Origin of the sequence: Bacillus cereus group sp. BfR-BA-01347, from assembly GCF_022663835.1 — a bacterium.
In the GTDB taxonomy this organism is placed as follows: Bacteria; Bacillota; Bacilli; order Bacillales; family Bacillaceae_G; genus Bacillus_A; species Bacillus_A thuringiensis_K.
Window position 1 is genome coordinate 466,890 of the sequence record NZ_JAKUGG010000002.1, and the last position, 15,917, is coordinate 482,806.

The window sequence follows — 15,917 nt, forward strand, 5'->3', positions numbered from 1 at the left end:
TTTAATGCCCTCACAACGCCTACATACATCATATGAAATATAGATACCCTTTCATATTAAAACCCATAACAAACAGCTTTTAAAAGCAATCCTAGGCGCTTTAAGCTAATTCTATCTCGTTTTTGTGTAAAAAAAAGAGAAGGACTCCGATCCTTCTCTCTGTATTACTTATAGCACTTCCGCATGTCCATTATAAACAATTCCGCGTGCTGCATCAACTGTTACTTCTTGGCCATTTTTTAAAGTTGCTGTTACGCCGTTTACACCAACGATAACAGGAATACCGATTGATACGCCTACAACAGCTGCATGGCTTGTTAAGCCACCTTCTTCTACAACTAAAGCCGCAGCTTTTTCGATGGCAGGAATCATATCTTTATCAGTGCTTGTTGTAACAAGGATATCACCTTCGTTTACGTTCGCTACAGCTTCAGCAGCTGTTTTTGCTACAACCACTTTACCTTTTGCAGCTTTACGACCGATTCCTTGTCCTTTAGCAATTTCTTCACCGACAACGTGGATTTTCATTAAGTTTGTTGTACCAGTTTCAGCAACTGGTACACCAGCAGTAATCACTACAGTATCTCCAAGTCCGATTAGACCTGCATCCATACCTGTTTGAATTGCTGTATCTAACATTTCGTCAGTTGAAGCCGCGCGCTCCTCAGCCATAAATGCTTGTACACCCCAAACAAGTGCAAGACGACGTCCTACTTGCTCGTCAGATGTTACAGCTACGATTGGAGATTTTGGACGGTATTTAGAGATCATTTTTGCAGTATATCCACTTTCTGTTGGAGCTACGATTGCAGCTACATCAAGAGCAAGTGCTGTATGCGCAACAGATTGGCTAATTGCATCTGTAATTGTTGGAGTGAACTCTTTAATACGTTTTTTGAACATATCTTCATATTGTAATGATTTTTCAACACGTACCGCAATGTTAGCCATCATTGTTACTGCTTCTACTGGGTATTGTCCAGCAGCTGTTTCACCTGAAAGCATGATTGCATCTGTACCATCAAAGATTGCGTTAGCTACGTCACTTGCTTCCGCACGAGTTGGACGTGGGTTACGTTGCATAGAATCTAACATTTGTGTTGCAGTAATAACCGGTTTACCTAACACGTTACATTTTTTAATTAGACGTTTTTGTACTAATGGTACTTCTTCTGGTGGAATTTCCACACCCATGTCACCACGAGCTACCATTAAACCGTCAGAAACTTCTAAGATTGAATCGATGTTGTCGATACCTTCTTGGTTTTCGATTTTTGGTACGATTTGGATGTATTGAGCGTTATGCTCTTCTAATAATTCACGGATTTCTAATACGTCAGACGCTTTACGTACGAATGAAGCTGCGATGAAATCAACTTTTTGCTCGATACCGAAGATGATATCTTTTACGTCTTTTTCAGTGATACCAGGAAGCTTAATGCTTACGTTTGGTACGTTAACACCTTTTTTATTTTTTACAGTTCCGCTGTTAAGAACTTTTGTACGGATGTTTCCGTCAGCTTTTTCGATTACTTCTAGTTCGATAAGACCGTCATCGATTAGAATGCGAGAACCTGGGTCTACATCGTCATAAAGACCAGCATAAGATACAGAGAACTTCTCTGCAGTACCTAATACTTGCTCAGTAGAAAGAACTACTTCTGCACCTGTTACAAGCTCAGCTTGTCCGTCTACGAAGTCGTGAGTACGGATTTCTGGACCTTTTGTATCAAGTAAGATACCAACTGTTTTACCAGTTTTCTTTGAAGCTTCACGAATGTTTTTAATACGAGCTCCGTGCTCTTCATGGCTACCATGAGAGAAGTTTAAACGAGCAACGTTCATACCTGCTTCGATTAATTGCTCTAATTTTTCAATACTTTCACTAGCAGGACCTATAGTACATACAATTTTAGTTTTACGCATATTGCACCTCCGAAAATTATGAAACCGTTCCCAAATATCTGACATTACGCCGATTAGATGGATAATTCTTTAGATAATTGATACATATCTTTATCGATTGTATGCTTTTGAGCTAACGCTTCGATAATGTCATGATCAACAAGTTTGTTATCTTGAATACCTACACAACGTCCGCCTTTACCAGCAATCAATAATTCAACTGCTCTTGCGCCAAGACGACTTGCTAATACACGGTCTTGTGCACTTGGCGATCCACCACGTTGTACGTGACCTAATACAGTTACACGAGTATCAAAGTTTGTTGCTTCTTCAATGTGCTTACCGATGTCAATTGCACTTCCAACACCTTCAGCTACAACGATAATACTGTGTTTTTTACCACGTTCACTACCACGCTTCAGACGAGCGATAACATCATCCATGTCATACTCTTCTTCTGGAATTAAGATTGTTTCCGCACCATCAGCTAAACCAGCCCATAATGCGATATCACCAGCGTGACGTCCCATTACTTCGATAACATATGTACGTTCATGAGATGTAGCTGTGTCACGAATTTTATCAATTGCATCAATAACAGTGTTTAAAGCTGTATCGAAACCAATTGTGAAGTCTGTTCCAGGGATATCATTGTCGATTGTACCTGGTACACCAACACATGGGAATCCTTGTTCAGTTAATTTTTTAGCGCCTTGGTAAGAACCATCTCCACCAATAACAACAAGTCCTTCGATACCGTGTTTCTTTAATTGCTCGATACCTTTTAGTCGTACTTCTGGATCTTTAAACTCAGGACATCTTGCTGTATATAATTTTGTACCACCGCGGTGGATAATATCGCCAACAGAACCAAGTTCTAATTTTTCAATGTGACCAGAAATTAATCCAGCGTATCCATGGTAAATACCATACACTTCAATATCATGGAAAATCGCTTTACGAACAACTGCACGAATGGCAGCATTCATACCAGGTGAATCTCCACCACTTGTTAATACACCAATACGTTTCATTTGTACTCACCTCATAAAGATTATTTGCCTTATAATAAAATAACACGAAAAAATATAAAAATACAATGGAGAAGATGTGTCTTTTCATAATAAAAACGTGCATTCGCGAAGTGGAACGCACGCTTTTCTTATTTTATCCAAATGGAAGCGTTTGAAAACGAAACTTGCCCAATTTTCATATATTTTTCATAACGTTTCTCGATTAATTCATCTTTCGAAATTCCGTTTAATTGTTCAAAAGTTTTCCGAATCATTAAGTCTATATTTTCTGACTGTTTCAAAATATTACGGTGAGCTCCACCTCTTGTTTCTGGAATAATTTCGTCAATTACACCTAATTCTTTCAAATCTGCTGCTGTAATTTTCATTGCCTCTGCAGCTTCCTTTGCTTTTCCTGCATCTTTCCAAAGAATTGCCGCTGCACCCTCTGGTGTAATAACAGAATAAGTGGAATTTTCTAGCATATGAATGTAATCTCCAACTCCAAGGCCTAACGCACCACCACTACCACCTTCGCCGATAACGATACAAATAACAGGTACCGTTAAACCTGCCATTTCAAATAAATTGCGGGCGATAGCTTCACTTTGACCACGTTCTTCAGCAGCCTTACCAGGATAAGCTCCTTTTGTATCAATAAAACAAATAATAGGACGATTGAACTTTTCCGCCTGCTTCATTAAACGTAATGCTTTTCGATATCCTTCTGGATGAGGCATTCCAAAGTTACGGCGAATATTTTCTTTCGTATCTTTTCCGCGCTGATGCCCAATTACAGTTACAGGCATCCCTTTATATTTCGCAATGCCGCCGACAATCGCTGCATCATCGCCAAATAGACGATCTCCATGACATTCGAAAAAATCAGTAAATAAGTGCTCAATATAATCGAGCGTTGTCGGTCGTTCTGCATGACGAGCAATTTGAACACGGTCCCATACTTTCAGATTGCCGTATATATCTTCCTCTAAATTTTCTAGCTTTTCTTCCAAAATACGAATCTCCTCACTGAAGTCCATCTGGCTGTTTTTCGTATAGTCTTTCAGTTCACGAATCTTATTTCTTAGCTCAACAACTGGTTTTTCAAATTCTAGCTCTGCCATACAGCCATTTCCCCTCCTTGATGAACTTCTAAAATCTTGCGAAGTGATTCTCTCATATCATCACGATGCACCACCGCATCTAATTGACCATGATCTAGTAAGAATTCTGCTGTTTGGAAATCTTCTGGTAGTTTCTCACGCACCGTTTGTTCAATTACACGTCTACCAGCAAATCCGATAAGTGCACCTGGTTCTGCAAGATTATAATCACCAAGTGAAGCGAAACTCGCTGAAACCCCGCCCGTCGTTGGGTGAGTCATAACAGAAATAAATAATCCTCCTGCATTACTATGCTTTTTCAAAGCTACGCTTGTTTTTGCCATTTGCATTAAACTTAATATACCTTCTTGCATACGGGCACCACCCGAAGCAGTAAAGATAATAAATGGAACTTGTAAGTCGTACGCCTTTTCAACCGCACGGGCGATTTTTTCTCCTACCACAGAGCCCATGCTCCCCATTCGAAAACGAGAATCCATTACTGCAACAACAACAAGCATGTCATCAATTGTTCCTTCACCAGTTACAACCGCTTCGTTCAATTCAGTCTTCTTACGATCGCTCTCTAGTTTCTCTTCATAACCTGGAAACTCGAGTGGATTTAATGAAACCATTTCTTTGTCATACTCACGGAATGACCCTTCGTCCAATATACTATCAAGACGTTCCCATGCATTCATAGGATGATGATATCCACAATTCACACATACTTTTAAATTTTTTAGAAGTTCTTTCGTATACATGATTTTTTTACATTCCGGACATTTTGTCATAACGCCATCTGGTACATCTTTTCGTACTTGTTCTGAAGGTATTGCAGCGTACTTTTTCTTTTTCACGAATAAATCTCTTAGCACAATTTGACCCCCTTCGTTGAGAGCTAAGGTTAGCGTAAGAAGAAAATGGGGCTAACACCAAAGTTTGATGTTAGCCTTATCTTCTCAATCTGTCTAATAACCTCACTCTTTACGTTTAACTTTAACCGCTATGCGGTAGAATGTTTGTCATAACGTGTCATGGTCATTTCGACAAATTTTATACATTACGAGTGAAACTGTATATTCTCTACTAATTCATCGTAAATTTTTAGTGCATCATTTTCTTGTTTTTCTTCCAAAGTAGCATAAAGCTTTCTATACATATTGATAGAATCTCTTGAAACTTTACAAGAAAGAGTTGCTACGTAATCATTTACGATCATCCAAATGCGATATAGTAAATAATTATCGACTTGTTCAATAAGGGTTTTAAAGAACGTTTGATGAAGCGTTGGGATTGAGCTTTCATTTCCTTCAAGTACTTGGTGTAATCTACTTAGTACTTTAGAAAACATTTCTTTCGGTAAATTACATACAATTCGAATCATATCTTTCTCAAGTAATCGTTTCGTTTGTAATAAATCACGAATTGTTTTCTCATCTTGCAATAAGAACGGAGCAATTAATTGTACAAGACCGTTATCATAAAAGTTTCGAATAAACGTCCCTTCACCACGTCTCGTTTCAATCAATCCTACCAGTTCTAAAGCACGCAATGCTTCTCTTACAGAGGAACGTCCTACGTTTAAGCGTGAACTTAACTCACGCTCAGACGGCAAACGATCCCCCGCTACCAAACCATCCTCTTCCATAATGGAACGGATTTTTTTTACAATTTCGAGATATACTTTTGTATTTGATGATGTCAATGGAAATTCCTCGCTTATTCTTTACCAATCAGCGCTAATTGTTTTGTTTTTTCAGCGATCTCATTTGGATCTACTTGACGGCGAGCTACTCCTGTCTCCATTGCTGCTTTTGCAACGTAAGCCGCTACTTGAGGCGCTACACGCGCGTCAAATGGCGCCGGAATGATATAGTCTGCATTTAACTCATCTTCTGCTACAAGCTCAGCAATAGCCTGTACAGCTGCCATCTTCATTTCTTCGTTAATTTGTGTCGCATGTACGTCAAGTGCACCGCGGAAAATACCAGGGAACGCTAGTACATTATTTACTTGGTTCGGGAAGTCAGAACGACCTGTTCCAACAACAGCTGCGCCCGCTGCTTTTGCCAATTCTGGCATAATTTCTGGAACTGGATTCGCCATTGCAAAAATAATCGCATCGTCATTCATTGTACGAACCATCTCTTCTGTTAATGCACCTTCTGCAGACACACCAATGAATACGTCCGCACCTTGTACAACATCAGCTAAAGAACCTTCTATACGATTCTTATTTGTATATTTTGCAACTTCATCCTTCACCGGATTCATACCTGTAGGACGACCATCATAGATTGCGCCTTTACGGTCACACATAATAATGTCGCGTACACCATAGCGATATAAAAGTTTAATAATTGCAATACCTGCTGCACCTGCGCCATTTGCGACAACTTTAATGTCAGACATTTTCTTTCCAACTAATTTCAGTGCATTTACAAGACCTGCTACTGTTACGATAGCTGTTCCGTGTTGATCATCATGGAAGATAGGAATATTTGTTTCTTTTTTCAAACGCTCTTCAATAATGAAGCAGTTTGGTGCTGCGATATCTTCTAAGTTAACGCCGCCAAAAGTTGGCTCCATTAATTTTACAGTTTCAACAATTTTATCTACATCGTTTGTATTTAAGGCAATTGGGAATGCATCTACACCAGCAAAGCTCTTGAATAATACAGCTTTACCTTCCATTACTGGAAGAGATGCTTCAGGTCCAATGTTACCAAGACCAAGTACAGCTGTTCCATCTGTCACAACTGCTACCATATTTCCCTTCATCGTATATTCATATACCTTACTTTTATCGTCATAAATTTCTTTACAAGGTTCTGCAACCCCTGGAGAATATGCAAGACTTAAATCTTTTGCATTTTCTACTTTTACTTTTGATACAGTTTCTAATTTTCCTTGATGCACTTTATGCATGTGAAGTGCTTCTTCACGAAGTGTTGACAAACTATCCACTCTCCTCAAATTATTCTTGCTGATATCAATTTCTCCAAGTGGTCTGACCACGAACACTACTACTATAATAATCGAAGTGTAGGGAAATTGTCCATTATATTTTCACAACTACATTTTCTTCCCCGACAATTTCACGAAGTGCTCCTAAACATTCTTCACTTGGATGAATCGATAAACTCCGAGATAATTGTACCATTTTATGTTCCTTTTCATAATAAATTAGTACTTTCGCAAAACCTGAATAGTCGAACAATATTTTCGTAACCTGATTTAAAAGCTTTTTCTCATACTGAGATGGCAATTTCACGTAAACAGATGCGTCTTTCTTTTCTTCATAAACATCCATTTCCTCTAGCGGATATAGTCCATTTACAATCCATTGCAGCTTATGATTTCTTAGCTCAATCGTACCGTCAACTAAAACAATTGCTCCTTCTTGCAACTTATCCGAGAAATGTATATACGTTTCCGGGAAGAGGACCGCTTCCATTTCATCATTTTGATCACAGAATGTAATAAATGCCATCTTTTGAAACTTTTTCGTACGAATCACTCTCACACTTGTTATATACACAATCGCTCTTTGTACTTTTTTCTTGTTTCGCATCGCCTGAGCGAGAGATGGAATTTCTAATTCTTTTGCTAACTTCACATACTGCGCTGTTGGATAACTTGATAAATAAAAGCCAAGTGCTTCCTTCTCTTTATTTAGTTGTTCAATAAAAGATAACTCTTCTCCTTGTACATATTTCGATTTTGGAACAGCATCTCCTAAATCACGTGCGAGATTCGCGTACTCTAACGCCCCTTTAATACTTTTCCATAAATTCGTTCTCGAAACACCAAAATCGTCAAAACATCCCGACCAGACGAAAGCTTCTAAATTACGCTCCGTTACGAACTTTGACGGCATACGGAGACAAAACTCAAATAAATCTTCGAACATTTTTTTCTCTCGTTCTTCTAATAATGCCGTCACTGTAGCCATTCCAATATTTCGGATCGAAAGTAAACTGTAACGTATCGCATTCCCTTCTATTTGGAAGTTGTAACCACTCCTCTGAAGAGACGGCGGCAAAACGTGAAAACCTTTCCGCTTCGTTTCTCGTATATACTGTACAATCTTATCTTCATTTCCAATTGCGCTTGATAATAATGCCGTCATAAATTCCAGCGTATAATTCGCTTTCAAATAGGCAAGCTGATATCCAATCATACTGTAAGCTACAGCGTGACTTCGGTTAAAACCGTAATTCGCAAATCTTACAATTAAATCATAAATTTTCTCTGCGGATGTCTCATCGTATCCATTTCGCAAACATCCTTGGACGAAATGCTTACGTTCCTGATCTAAAATATCACGATTTTTTTTACTCACCGCACGGCGCAGTAAATCTGCTTCACCAAGCGAAAAACCTGCTAACTTCGATGCAATTTGCATAATTTGTTCTTGGTATACAATGACGCCGTATGTTCTTTCTAAAATTGGCTTTAAATCCGGATGTAAATATTCAATTTTTCTTTTTCCATGTTTCGATTCAATAAAAGTCGGTATCTGTTCCATCGGTCCTGGTCTGTATAACGAGTTAACAGCTACGATATCTTCAAACTCATTCGGTTTTAACCCGCGAAGTACATTTCGCATACCACCTGACTCAAGCTGGAATACACCTGTTGTATCCCCTCTCCCTAATAATTGGAACGTCTTTTCATCTTGAAGAGGTAAGTTTCTTATATCGATTTCTTTCCCTGTTTTGTTCGCGATAAATTTTATAATATTTTCAAGTAACGTTAAATTACGTAATCCTAAAAAGTCCATCTTAAGCAACCCAAGTTCTTCTAGCGCATCGGCTGGATATTGCGTAACATAAACATCGTTATGTCCTTCTTGAATTGCTACACTGCCTGTTAGCGGTTCTTGACTCATAATAACACCAGCCGCATGAATAGACGTATGACGTGGTAAACCTTCTACACGTTTTGCGATTTCAAACACACGCTCATGTAGAAGATTCCCTTGTATAAACTCACGAAGTGATTGTGATTCTTCATATGCATCTTTTAACGTTATACCGAGCTTTGATGGGATAAGTTTTGAAAATATATCAATATCTCGCGGCGGAAGCCCCATTACGCGGGCAATGTCTCTAATTGCCGCTTTTGCTGCAAGCGTACCAAACGTTACAATTTGCGCAACACGGAGCTGACCGTATTTATCTTTCACATAGCGAATCATCTCATCACGTCTTACGTCTGGAAAATCAATATCAATATCAGGAAGCGTCACACGTTCAGGATTTAAAAACCTTTCAAATAATAGATCGTATTCAATTGGATCAATATCTGTAATTTCTAATACGTATGAAACGAGTGAACCAGCTGCCGATCCACGACCTGGTCCTGTTAGAATATGATTTTCATGTGCATACTTCATAAAATCCCATACGATGAGGAAATAATCACTAAATCCCATACGAGAAATAACATTTAATTCATGATCCAAACGCTTTATATGCACTTCTTTCGGAGCACCATATCGTTTCCGCAAACCTTCTTCACAAACACGACGCAAGTATATATCACTCGTTTCATTAGACGGAACAGGAAACTTCGGAAGTTGATTTACATGGAACGGTATTTCTACTTGGCAACGCTCTGCAATTTTTATTGTATTTTTGATTGCTTCCGGCGCATGGGAAAATAGTGCTTCCATTTCATCCGATGACTTTAAATAATACTGATCTGTTTTCAGCCTCGGCCTATCTGGATCAGTCATTTTCGTTCCACTTTCAACAGATAGTAAACATTCATGAACAAGCGCGTCACTTTGATTGATATAGCGCACATCATTTGTTGCAACGACTGGAATATTAACCCTACTAATAAATTCAGGTAGTTTCTCTTGTAAAAGCAACTCATCTTGAATCGCATGATGCTGCAAACTCATATAAAAATGGCCGAACATATTTTGATATGTGCGAGCTACTTCTTCAGCCTGACTCTCATTGTCTTCTAGTAATAATTGCTCAATTTCGCCATCTTTACCTGGTGAAATTGCAATTAATCCTTTCGCATAATGCGCAAGCCACTTCTTAGGAATACCTTCTTTGGACTTTGTCATAATACTGCTAGAAATCTTTAATAAATTTTGGTAGCCTATTTCATTCTCAGCAAGTAATACAAGCGGATAAGACCTTTCTTCTTCTTCACTAAAAATAGAAGCGGTTAATCCAATAACAGGCTGTATACCATGTTTCTTACATGCTTTATAAAACGGAATAACGCCATACATAACATTTTCATCCGTAATAGCCAGCGATGAAAAACCGAGTTCTTTCGCCCTGACTACAAGCTCATCAATTTTACAAGCACTTTTTAATAAACTAAAAACGGTTTGACATTGTAAATGCACAAACTTCACTGTTGTACCCTCTCTTTACCTATTTGACTACTTTTATTATAGGTGATGAGGAAAGCGGAAATCAAAACATACTTCTTATACTTTGTCCATATATATGAAGAAGAAAGGGGAATGACGATGGATGTAAGAGAACATACTTTTTTCTCTCTGCTTATTATTAGTTATTTTATTGCCTTTGGGGTTATACTTGGCGGTTCATTAATTGGTGGATTTGGTGCGTTTCTTATCGGAAAACCAGCTCTAACTTACATTAATCAATTCGCCCAAAATTTAAGAATTTGGGCACTCGTTGCAGCAATCGGTGGAACATTCGATACCTTTTATAGCTTTGAAAGAAGTTTCTTTGGCGGAGATATGAAAGATATCGTAAAACAAATTCTCCTTATTTTTTTCGCAACTGGTGGTATGCAAACAGGTCTCATTATTATTAAATGGCTAACGCAGGAACATGTATGAGAGTACCAAGTGCCAATACAGCAAAAAGATGGTACTTAGTATTAGCCGGTGCTGCTGTTGGAGGCGTGTTGAGCTGGTTTATTTTTTTGTACATATACGGTGTTTTTCAAGAAGAACAAGCTAGTAAAATAGCAGAACAAAGAGAAATTATAGAAAAACAAGAAGCAAAGCTCCACGTCCTTCTCGAAGATCAAGAAAAATTGAACACTGAAAATAAACGACTCTTAACCATTCAAGAGATTAAAATAAAACTTATCAATCGAGAAAAATACGATTTAGACAATCTTACACTCGAAAATATGACTACATCTATCCATAATGATCTCCAGCATCTTTTAACGAAAAACATTCAAAGTATCGCAAAAAATAAAGACCTGCTAAAAAAGGTAATCGAAAATAAAACGTACAAACATTACGATCGGCTATACCGTTTTAAAGTCGATACAATATCTTTTGATACAGTGCTTGAAATTAGCATAACTATAGAGAAAGAAAAATAAAGAAGGAGGGCTTTAGCGCCGCTCCTTCTTTTCGTTCTAACATATAGTCTCTTATTTACAAATCTCACGTAAATCAGCAAAAAGACGATCCGCTTCTTCCCAAGAAGATGCCTTGGCACCAGAAGCCATCGGATGCCCTCCGCCGTTATATTGCATTGCCAATTTGTTTATAACTGGTCCTTTTGAACGAAGACGAACACGAATTACGTCGTCTTCCTCTAAAAATAGAACCCACGCCTTTAATCCATCAATATTGCCAAGCGCTCCAACAACACCAGATGCTTCAGAAGGAAGTACATCAAACTCTTCTAATACTTCTTTCGTTAATTTAATGTAAGCTGCTCCTTCTTCTACCATCGTAAAGTTTTGTAAAATATAACCGTTTAAACGAGCAATTTTTTCTTTTGTCTTATACATTTCATTGTATAAATCTGTGAATTTCACACCCATGTCAACAAGCTCACTTACGTAACGAAGTGTTTTTGCTGTCGTATTTGGGAATAAGAAACGACCTGTATCTCCAACAATTCCTGCTAAAATAAGGCGGGCTGCTTCTTTTGTTATTTTTAACCCCTTATCTTTTCCATAGTTATAAAACTCATAAATCATTTCACTTGTAGAACTCGCTGTCGTATCTACCCACGTAATATCTCCATATGGATCTTCGTTTGGATGATGATCAATTTTAATTAACATCTTCCCTTTTGTATAGCGTTGATCGTCAACACGTTCTTGATTCGCAGTATCACAAACAATAACAAGCGCATTTTCGTATACACTATCTTCAATATCATCCATTACTCGTAAGTATGCTAGTGACGGTTCATTGTACCCAATCGTATAAATATTTTTCTCTGGAAACGATTCTTGTAGAATTGTACCAAGACCACCCTGTGAACCTAACGCATCTGGATCCGGACGCACGTGGCGATGAATAATAATTGTATCAAACTCTTTAATTGCTCCTAAAATTTGCTCATGCATATGTATAATCTCCTTTTTAATCAACTTCTTCACTTTAACGTGCAGTAAAAGCCCAATGGATGGGGCTAATCATTAGCGCATGGAAACATCCCCACACTAATTAAAGTTTCACTTTATCCTCCATTATAACGGAAAGTATTTCATACATGCGAACAATTGCTTTATAATAAAAGTTAGAAAGTTTAGATATTTCTTTTTCTTTTCTATTATTTTTCACAAAGCGATGGGAGTGTTCATTATGCCAGTATTAGTCTTCTGTATTATCGTCTCATTTATGTTGTACATCTTTTACAAAACAAAATACTTTCGTACAAACCGCCCAATGGAAAAAGGTTGGCTCTCAGGAAAATCCGCAATGGCACTCGGTTCATTCGTTTTATTTTTCGGGATAAACCAATTCTTTTTAGAACTTTCAACCGCTCGTATTATCGTTGGTGTTTTATTCATTCTATTTGGTAGTGCAAGTGTATTTAATGGATTTCGCCAATACAAACATTTCTTGCCATTAGCAGTTAAAGAAGCCGAAGTCTATGAAGCAACATAAAAAAGCATCAATATTGTGATGCTTTTTTACGTCCCCTAACTTTCAAAATCATATATGCAACAAACGCAGATGGTATATTAAATGGGTTACCTTGTACGTGAAAATGTAATTGTTCTTCTCCAAAAGACATTTTTTCATATAGCTCTCGCTGAGATAATCCTGTCTTTTCCTTTTTTTCATGTAAACCTTGTAAGTATAAATATTGGATCGGTATCATTACAAGAAAGTAAAATAGTGCGATACTACAAAAAAAGAGTACGGCTGACGACATAATGCATACCACCTTTCAGAAATCCATTTTCTTACAATATAATCATAACACAATATACGACGGAATTGAATTACTATTCTGTCTTTTATTACGTTACTTTTCCACTCCATCCCATACATATTCCACTAAAACTCCCATCTAAAATCATGCCTTTCAAATGTAAAACAGCAAAAAAGATGGAACAAATCAAAACGATTTGTCCCATCTTTTTATTTATCGATTAACTGAACCATAAGTAATGCTTTTCCAACAACATTACCTTCATGATGCACCTCTACATCGACCTTACCAAATTTACGCCCAATTTCTAATACTTTCGGATGAACGGATACAACATTATCAATTTGAACCGGCTTTACGAAATAAATCGTTAAGTTTTCAACAATTAAATCGCTTTTCTTTTGCGCACGAATGACGCGATTTGTCGCTTCTGTCACAATTGTTGCAAATACACCGTACGATAACGTTCCGATTGAGTTCGTCATTTGTGGCGTCACCGAAAATTGATATAGATGCTCATTCCTCGCTTCTTTTGGCGTCATAAATTGATTCGTTACAATATCATCAATTGTTTCTCCAACTTGTGGCTGACGTTGAATCATTTGCAGTGCCTGAAGTACATCTTGACGGCTAATAATACCTTGCAGCTTATTTCCTTCCTCAACGACAGGAAGTAATTCAATTCCTTCCCACACCATCATACGTGCCGCAGCCGCGACAGACATTTTACCGTTCACTGTAATTGGGTGTTTTGTCATTACTTTATCAATTGGTGTTTCTTTCGCTACACCGATCATATCTTTTGAAGTTACGATTCCTAGCACTTTGTTATTTTCATCGACGATTGGATATCTTCCGTGCATTGTCTCTTCGTTATACGCATGCCATTGCTGTACTGTATCACTCGGCCTTAAATATAACGTTTCTTCAATTGGCGTTAAAATATCTTCAACGAGTACAATTTCTTTCTTAATAAGTTGGTCATAAATTGCACGGTTAATTAACGTTGCAACCGTAAATGTATCGTAGCTACTTGAAATAATCGGCAGCTTTAATTCGTCTGCTAATTTCTTTACATGATCTTCCGTATCAAACCCGCCCGTAATTAATACAGCAGCTCCAGTTTCTAGCGCTAATTCATGTGCATTCGTACGGTTACCAATAATGAGTAAATTCCCAGCTTCTGTATAGCGCATCATCGCTTCTAATTTCATAGCTCCGATTACGAATTTATTTAATGTTTTATGTAGTCCTTCTCTGCCCCCAAGTACTTGACCATCGACAATGTTAACGACTTCTGCATATGTCAGTTTTTCGATATTTTCTTTCTTCTTTTGTTCAATTCGAATTGTTCCGACACGTTCAATTGTACTAACATATCCTTTATTTTCTGCATCTTTAATTGCACGGTAAGCGGTCCCTTCACTTACACTCAAATCTTTCGCAATTTGTCTTACAGAAATTTTATGGCCTACTGGCAGGCTATTAATATGTTCTAAAATTTGGTTATGCTTGGTAGCCAAATGGTTTCACCATACTTTCTTTTCCCTAAATTCTTCATGTGTTGTACTTTTAGTATACTATATTTTCAAAACTGTTACACTCTCTCTTTGCATACCTGTACTATTTTTTTTATAACAAAATGACTCTTACATTCCACCAGTCATTCTATTACAACAATGTAATGCTATCGTCATCTCATTCGATAGTTCGTACACTTGATTACCTATACAATTAAGACAAGAAATAAAACAAAGGAGCGAACACATGATGAAAAAATTTTTAGAGGTTGTAGGTGCTGTATTTTTTGCTTTCGTAGATGGGAAAAAGGTTGCAATAGAATTGAATGAAACACCTGAACAACCACTTACCAAAAGAAAAGAATCACCAAAACAAATACAAGCATTAAAAGCTGTCCTACACACGTAAAAAACCCTTCACTTTTCTTTTCAAATGAAGGGTTTCTTTTCTATAGTGTAATACTTTCTCCAGCTTCTAATACTTTCCCTGTACAATTTTGTAGCTTTTCTACAAATTGATATGGATCTTGTTCAATAACTGGGAACGTATTGTAATGCATCGGTACAACAGTTTTCGCATTAATCCATTTTGCCGCTAGTACAGCATCTTCTGGTCCCATTGTGAAATTATCACCAATTGGTAAAAATGCTAGATCAACTTTATTTAATTCCCCAATTAACTTCATGTCAGAGAATAGTGCAGTATCTCCTGCGTGGTATACAGTTTTCTCTTCTGCTGTAAATAAAATACCTGCTGGCATACCTGTATATGTAATCGTCTTATTTTCTTCATCAATATAACTAGAGCCGTGGAATGCTTGTGTAAACTTCACTTTTCCGAAGTCAAATTCATGTGAACCACCAATATGCATCGGGTGTGTATTTACACCTTGCCAACTTAAAAATGTTGCTAATTCAAATGGCGCTACAACAACTGCATTATTTTTCTTCGCAAGCTCTACTGTATCTCCAACATGATCACCGTGTCCATGCGATAAAAGAATTGCATCCACTTTTACATCTTCAGCTTTTAAATCTGTTTTCGGATTACCTGTTAAAAACGGGTCAATTAAAATAACTTTTCCATTCGCCTCAATTTTCACAACTGAATGTCCATGATAAGATACTTTCATTATTACATTCCTCCCCTATTCACATTCTCACTTTTTATTCTACATGATTTTTGAATCCCCTGTCTTTTCTAACATCTATTTACTTGTCATAACGCTT

Annotated in this window: 15 protein-coding genes; 4 read left to right on the forward strand and 11 right to left on the reverse strand. The window is 37.5% G+C overall.

Going from position 1 to position 15,917, the window contains the following annotated elements; all coding sequences use genetic code 11:
* Positions 1–168: 168 nt before the first annotated feature.
* The 7 genes from pyk to dnaE all read right to left on the reverse strand — a co-directional run bounded on the left by pyk (position 169) and on the right by dnaE (position 10,412).
* Positions 169–1,926, reverse strand: a complete 1,758-nt coding sequence (gene pyk / locus MR143_RS05715) for a pyruvate kinase (protein ID WP_001232670.1) — start codon at positions 1,924–1,926, stop codon at positions 169–171.
* A gap of 53 nt (positions 1,927–1,979) precedes the next feature.
* Entirely contained in the window at positions 1,980–2,939 is a 960-nt protein-coding gene (pfkA, locus tag MR143_RS05720) for a 6-phosphofructokinase (RefSeq protein ID WP_000821157.1), read from the reverse strand.
* A gap of 128 nt (positions 2,940–3,067) precedes the next feature.
* Complete coding sequence (gene accA / locus MR143_RS05725) at positions 3,068–4,042, reverse strand: acetyl-CoA carboxylase carboxyl transferase subunit alpha (RefSeq protein ID WP_000818809.1); 975 nt, start codon at positions 4,040–4,042, stop codon at positions 3,068–3,070.
* Positions 4,030–4,899, reverse strand: a complete 870-nt coding sequence (accD, locus tag MR143_RS05730; protein WP_000942856.1) for an acetyl-CoA carboxylase, carboxyltransferase subunit beta — start codon at positions 4,897–4,899, stop codon at positions 4,030–4,032. The genes accA and accD overlap by 13 nt, the downstream gene beginning before the upstream one ends.
* 185 nt (positions 4,900–5,084) lie before the next feature.
* A complete protein-coding gene (locus MR143_RS05735) occupies positions 5,085–5,729 on the reverse strand; it encodes a FadR/GntR family transcriptional regulator (protein ID WP_000204432.1) in 645 nt (214 codons plus the stop codon).
* Between the two features lie 14 nt (positions 5,730–5,743).
* On the reverse strand, positions 5,744–6,952 hold the full coding sequence (gene ystJ / locus MR143_RS05740; RefSeq protein WP_161508111.1) for an NADP-dependent malic enzyme: 1,209 nt from the start codon (positions 6,950–6,952) through the stop codon (positions 5,744–5,746).
* A 133-nt stretch (positions 6,953–7,085) separates the two neighbouring features.
* A complete protein-coding gene (gene dnaE, locus MR143_RS05745) occupies positions 7,086–10,412 on the reverse strand; it encodes a DNA polymerase III subunit alpha (protein WP_000673719.1) in 3,327 nt (1,108 codons plus the stop codon).
* Between the two features lie 42 nt (positions 10,413–10,454).
* Between dnaE and MR143_RS05750 the strand changes: the two genes are divergently transcribed.
* Both MR143_RS05750 and ytrI read left to right on the forward strand, forming a co-directional pair.
* Positions 10,455–10,868 (forward strand): YtrH family sporulation protein, encoded by a 414-nt coding sequence (locus MR143_RS05750; RefSeq protein WP_002005839.1) that lies wholly within the window; start codon positions 10,455–10,457, stop codon positions 10,866–10,868.
* Complete coding sequence (gene ytrI / locus MR143_RS05755; RefSeq protein ID WP_001265736.1) at positions 10,865–11,368, forward strand: sporulation membrane protein YtrI; 504 nt, start codon at positions 10,865–10,867, stop codon at positions 11,366–11,368. The genes MR143_RS05750 and ytrI overlap by 4 nt, the downstream gene beginning before the upstream one ends.
* Positions 11,369–11,419: 51 nt before the next feature.
* Here the strand turns inward: ytrI and MR143_RS05760 are convergent, their stop codons facing one another.
* Positions 11,420–12,352: a DHH family phosphoesterase gene (locus MR143_RS05760; RefSeq protein ID WP_000545130.1), complete on the reverse strand. Its 933-nt coding sequence runs from the start codon at positions 12,350–12,352 to the stop codon at positions 11,420–11,422.
* A gap of 238 nt (positions 12,353–12,590) precedes the next feature.
* Here MR143_RS05760 and MR143_RS05765 point away from each other — a divergent pair, with 238 nt between their 5' ends.
* Positions 12,591–12,896 carry a YtpI family protein gene (locus tag MR143_RS05765; RefSeq protein ID WP_001144757.1) on the forward strand — a complete coding sequence of 102 codons (306 nt, stop codon included), beginning with the start codon at positions 12,591–12,593 and terminating at the stop codon, positions 12,894–12,896.
* Between the two features lie 7 nt (positions 12,897–12,903).
* Here MR143_RS05765 and MR143_RS05770 read toward each other — a convergent pair whose 3' ends face one another.
* Positions 12,904–13,167 (reverse strand): DUF3949 domain-containing protein, encoded by a 264-nt coding sequence (locus MR143_RS05770; RefSeq protein ID WP_000093043.1) that lies wholly within the window; start codon positions 13,165–13,167, stop codon positions 12,904–12,906.
* Positions 13,168–13,376: 209 nt separating this feature from the next.
* Positions 13,377–14,690: a CBS domain-containing protein gene (locus MR143_RS05775; protein WP_000201574.1), complete on the reverse strand. Its 1,314-nt coding sequence runs from the start codon at positions 14,688–14,690 to the stop codon at positions 13,377–13,379.
* A 244-nt stretch (positions 14,691–14,934) separates the two neighbouring features.
* Between MR143_RS05775 and MR143_RS05780 the strand changes: the two genes are divergently transcribed.
* Positions 14,935–15,096, forward strand: coding sequence for a hypothetical protein (locus tag MR143_RS05780; RefSeq protein WP_000976015.1), 162 nt, complete (start codon positions 14,935–14,937; stop codon positions 15,094–15,096).
* 40 nt (positions 15,097–15,136) lie between these two features.
* Here the strand turns inward: MR143_RS05780 and MR143_RS05785 are convergent, their stop codons facing one another.
* Positions 15,137–15,820 carry a metal-dependent hydrolase gene (locus MR143_RS05785; protein WP_000868924.1) on the reverse strand — a complete coding sequence of 228 codons (684 nt, stop codon included), beginning with the start codon at positions 15,818–15,820 and terminating at the stop codon, positions 15,137–15,139.
* Positions 15,821–15,917 lie beyond the last annotated feature (97 nt).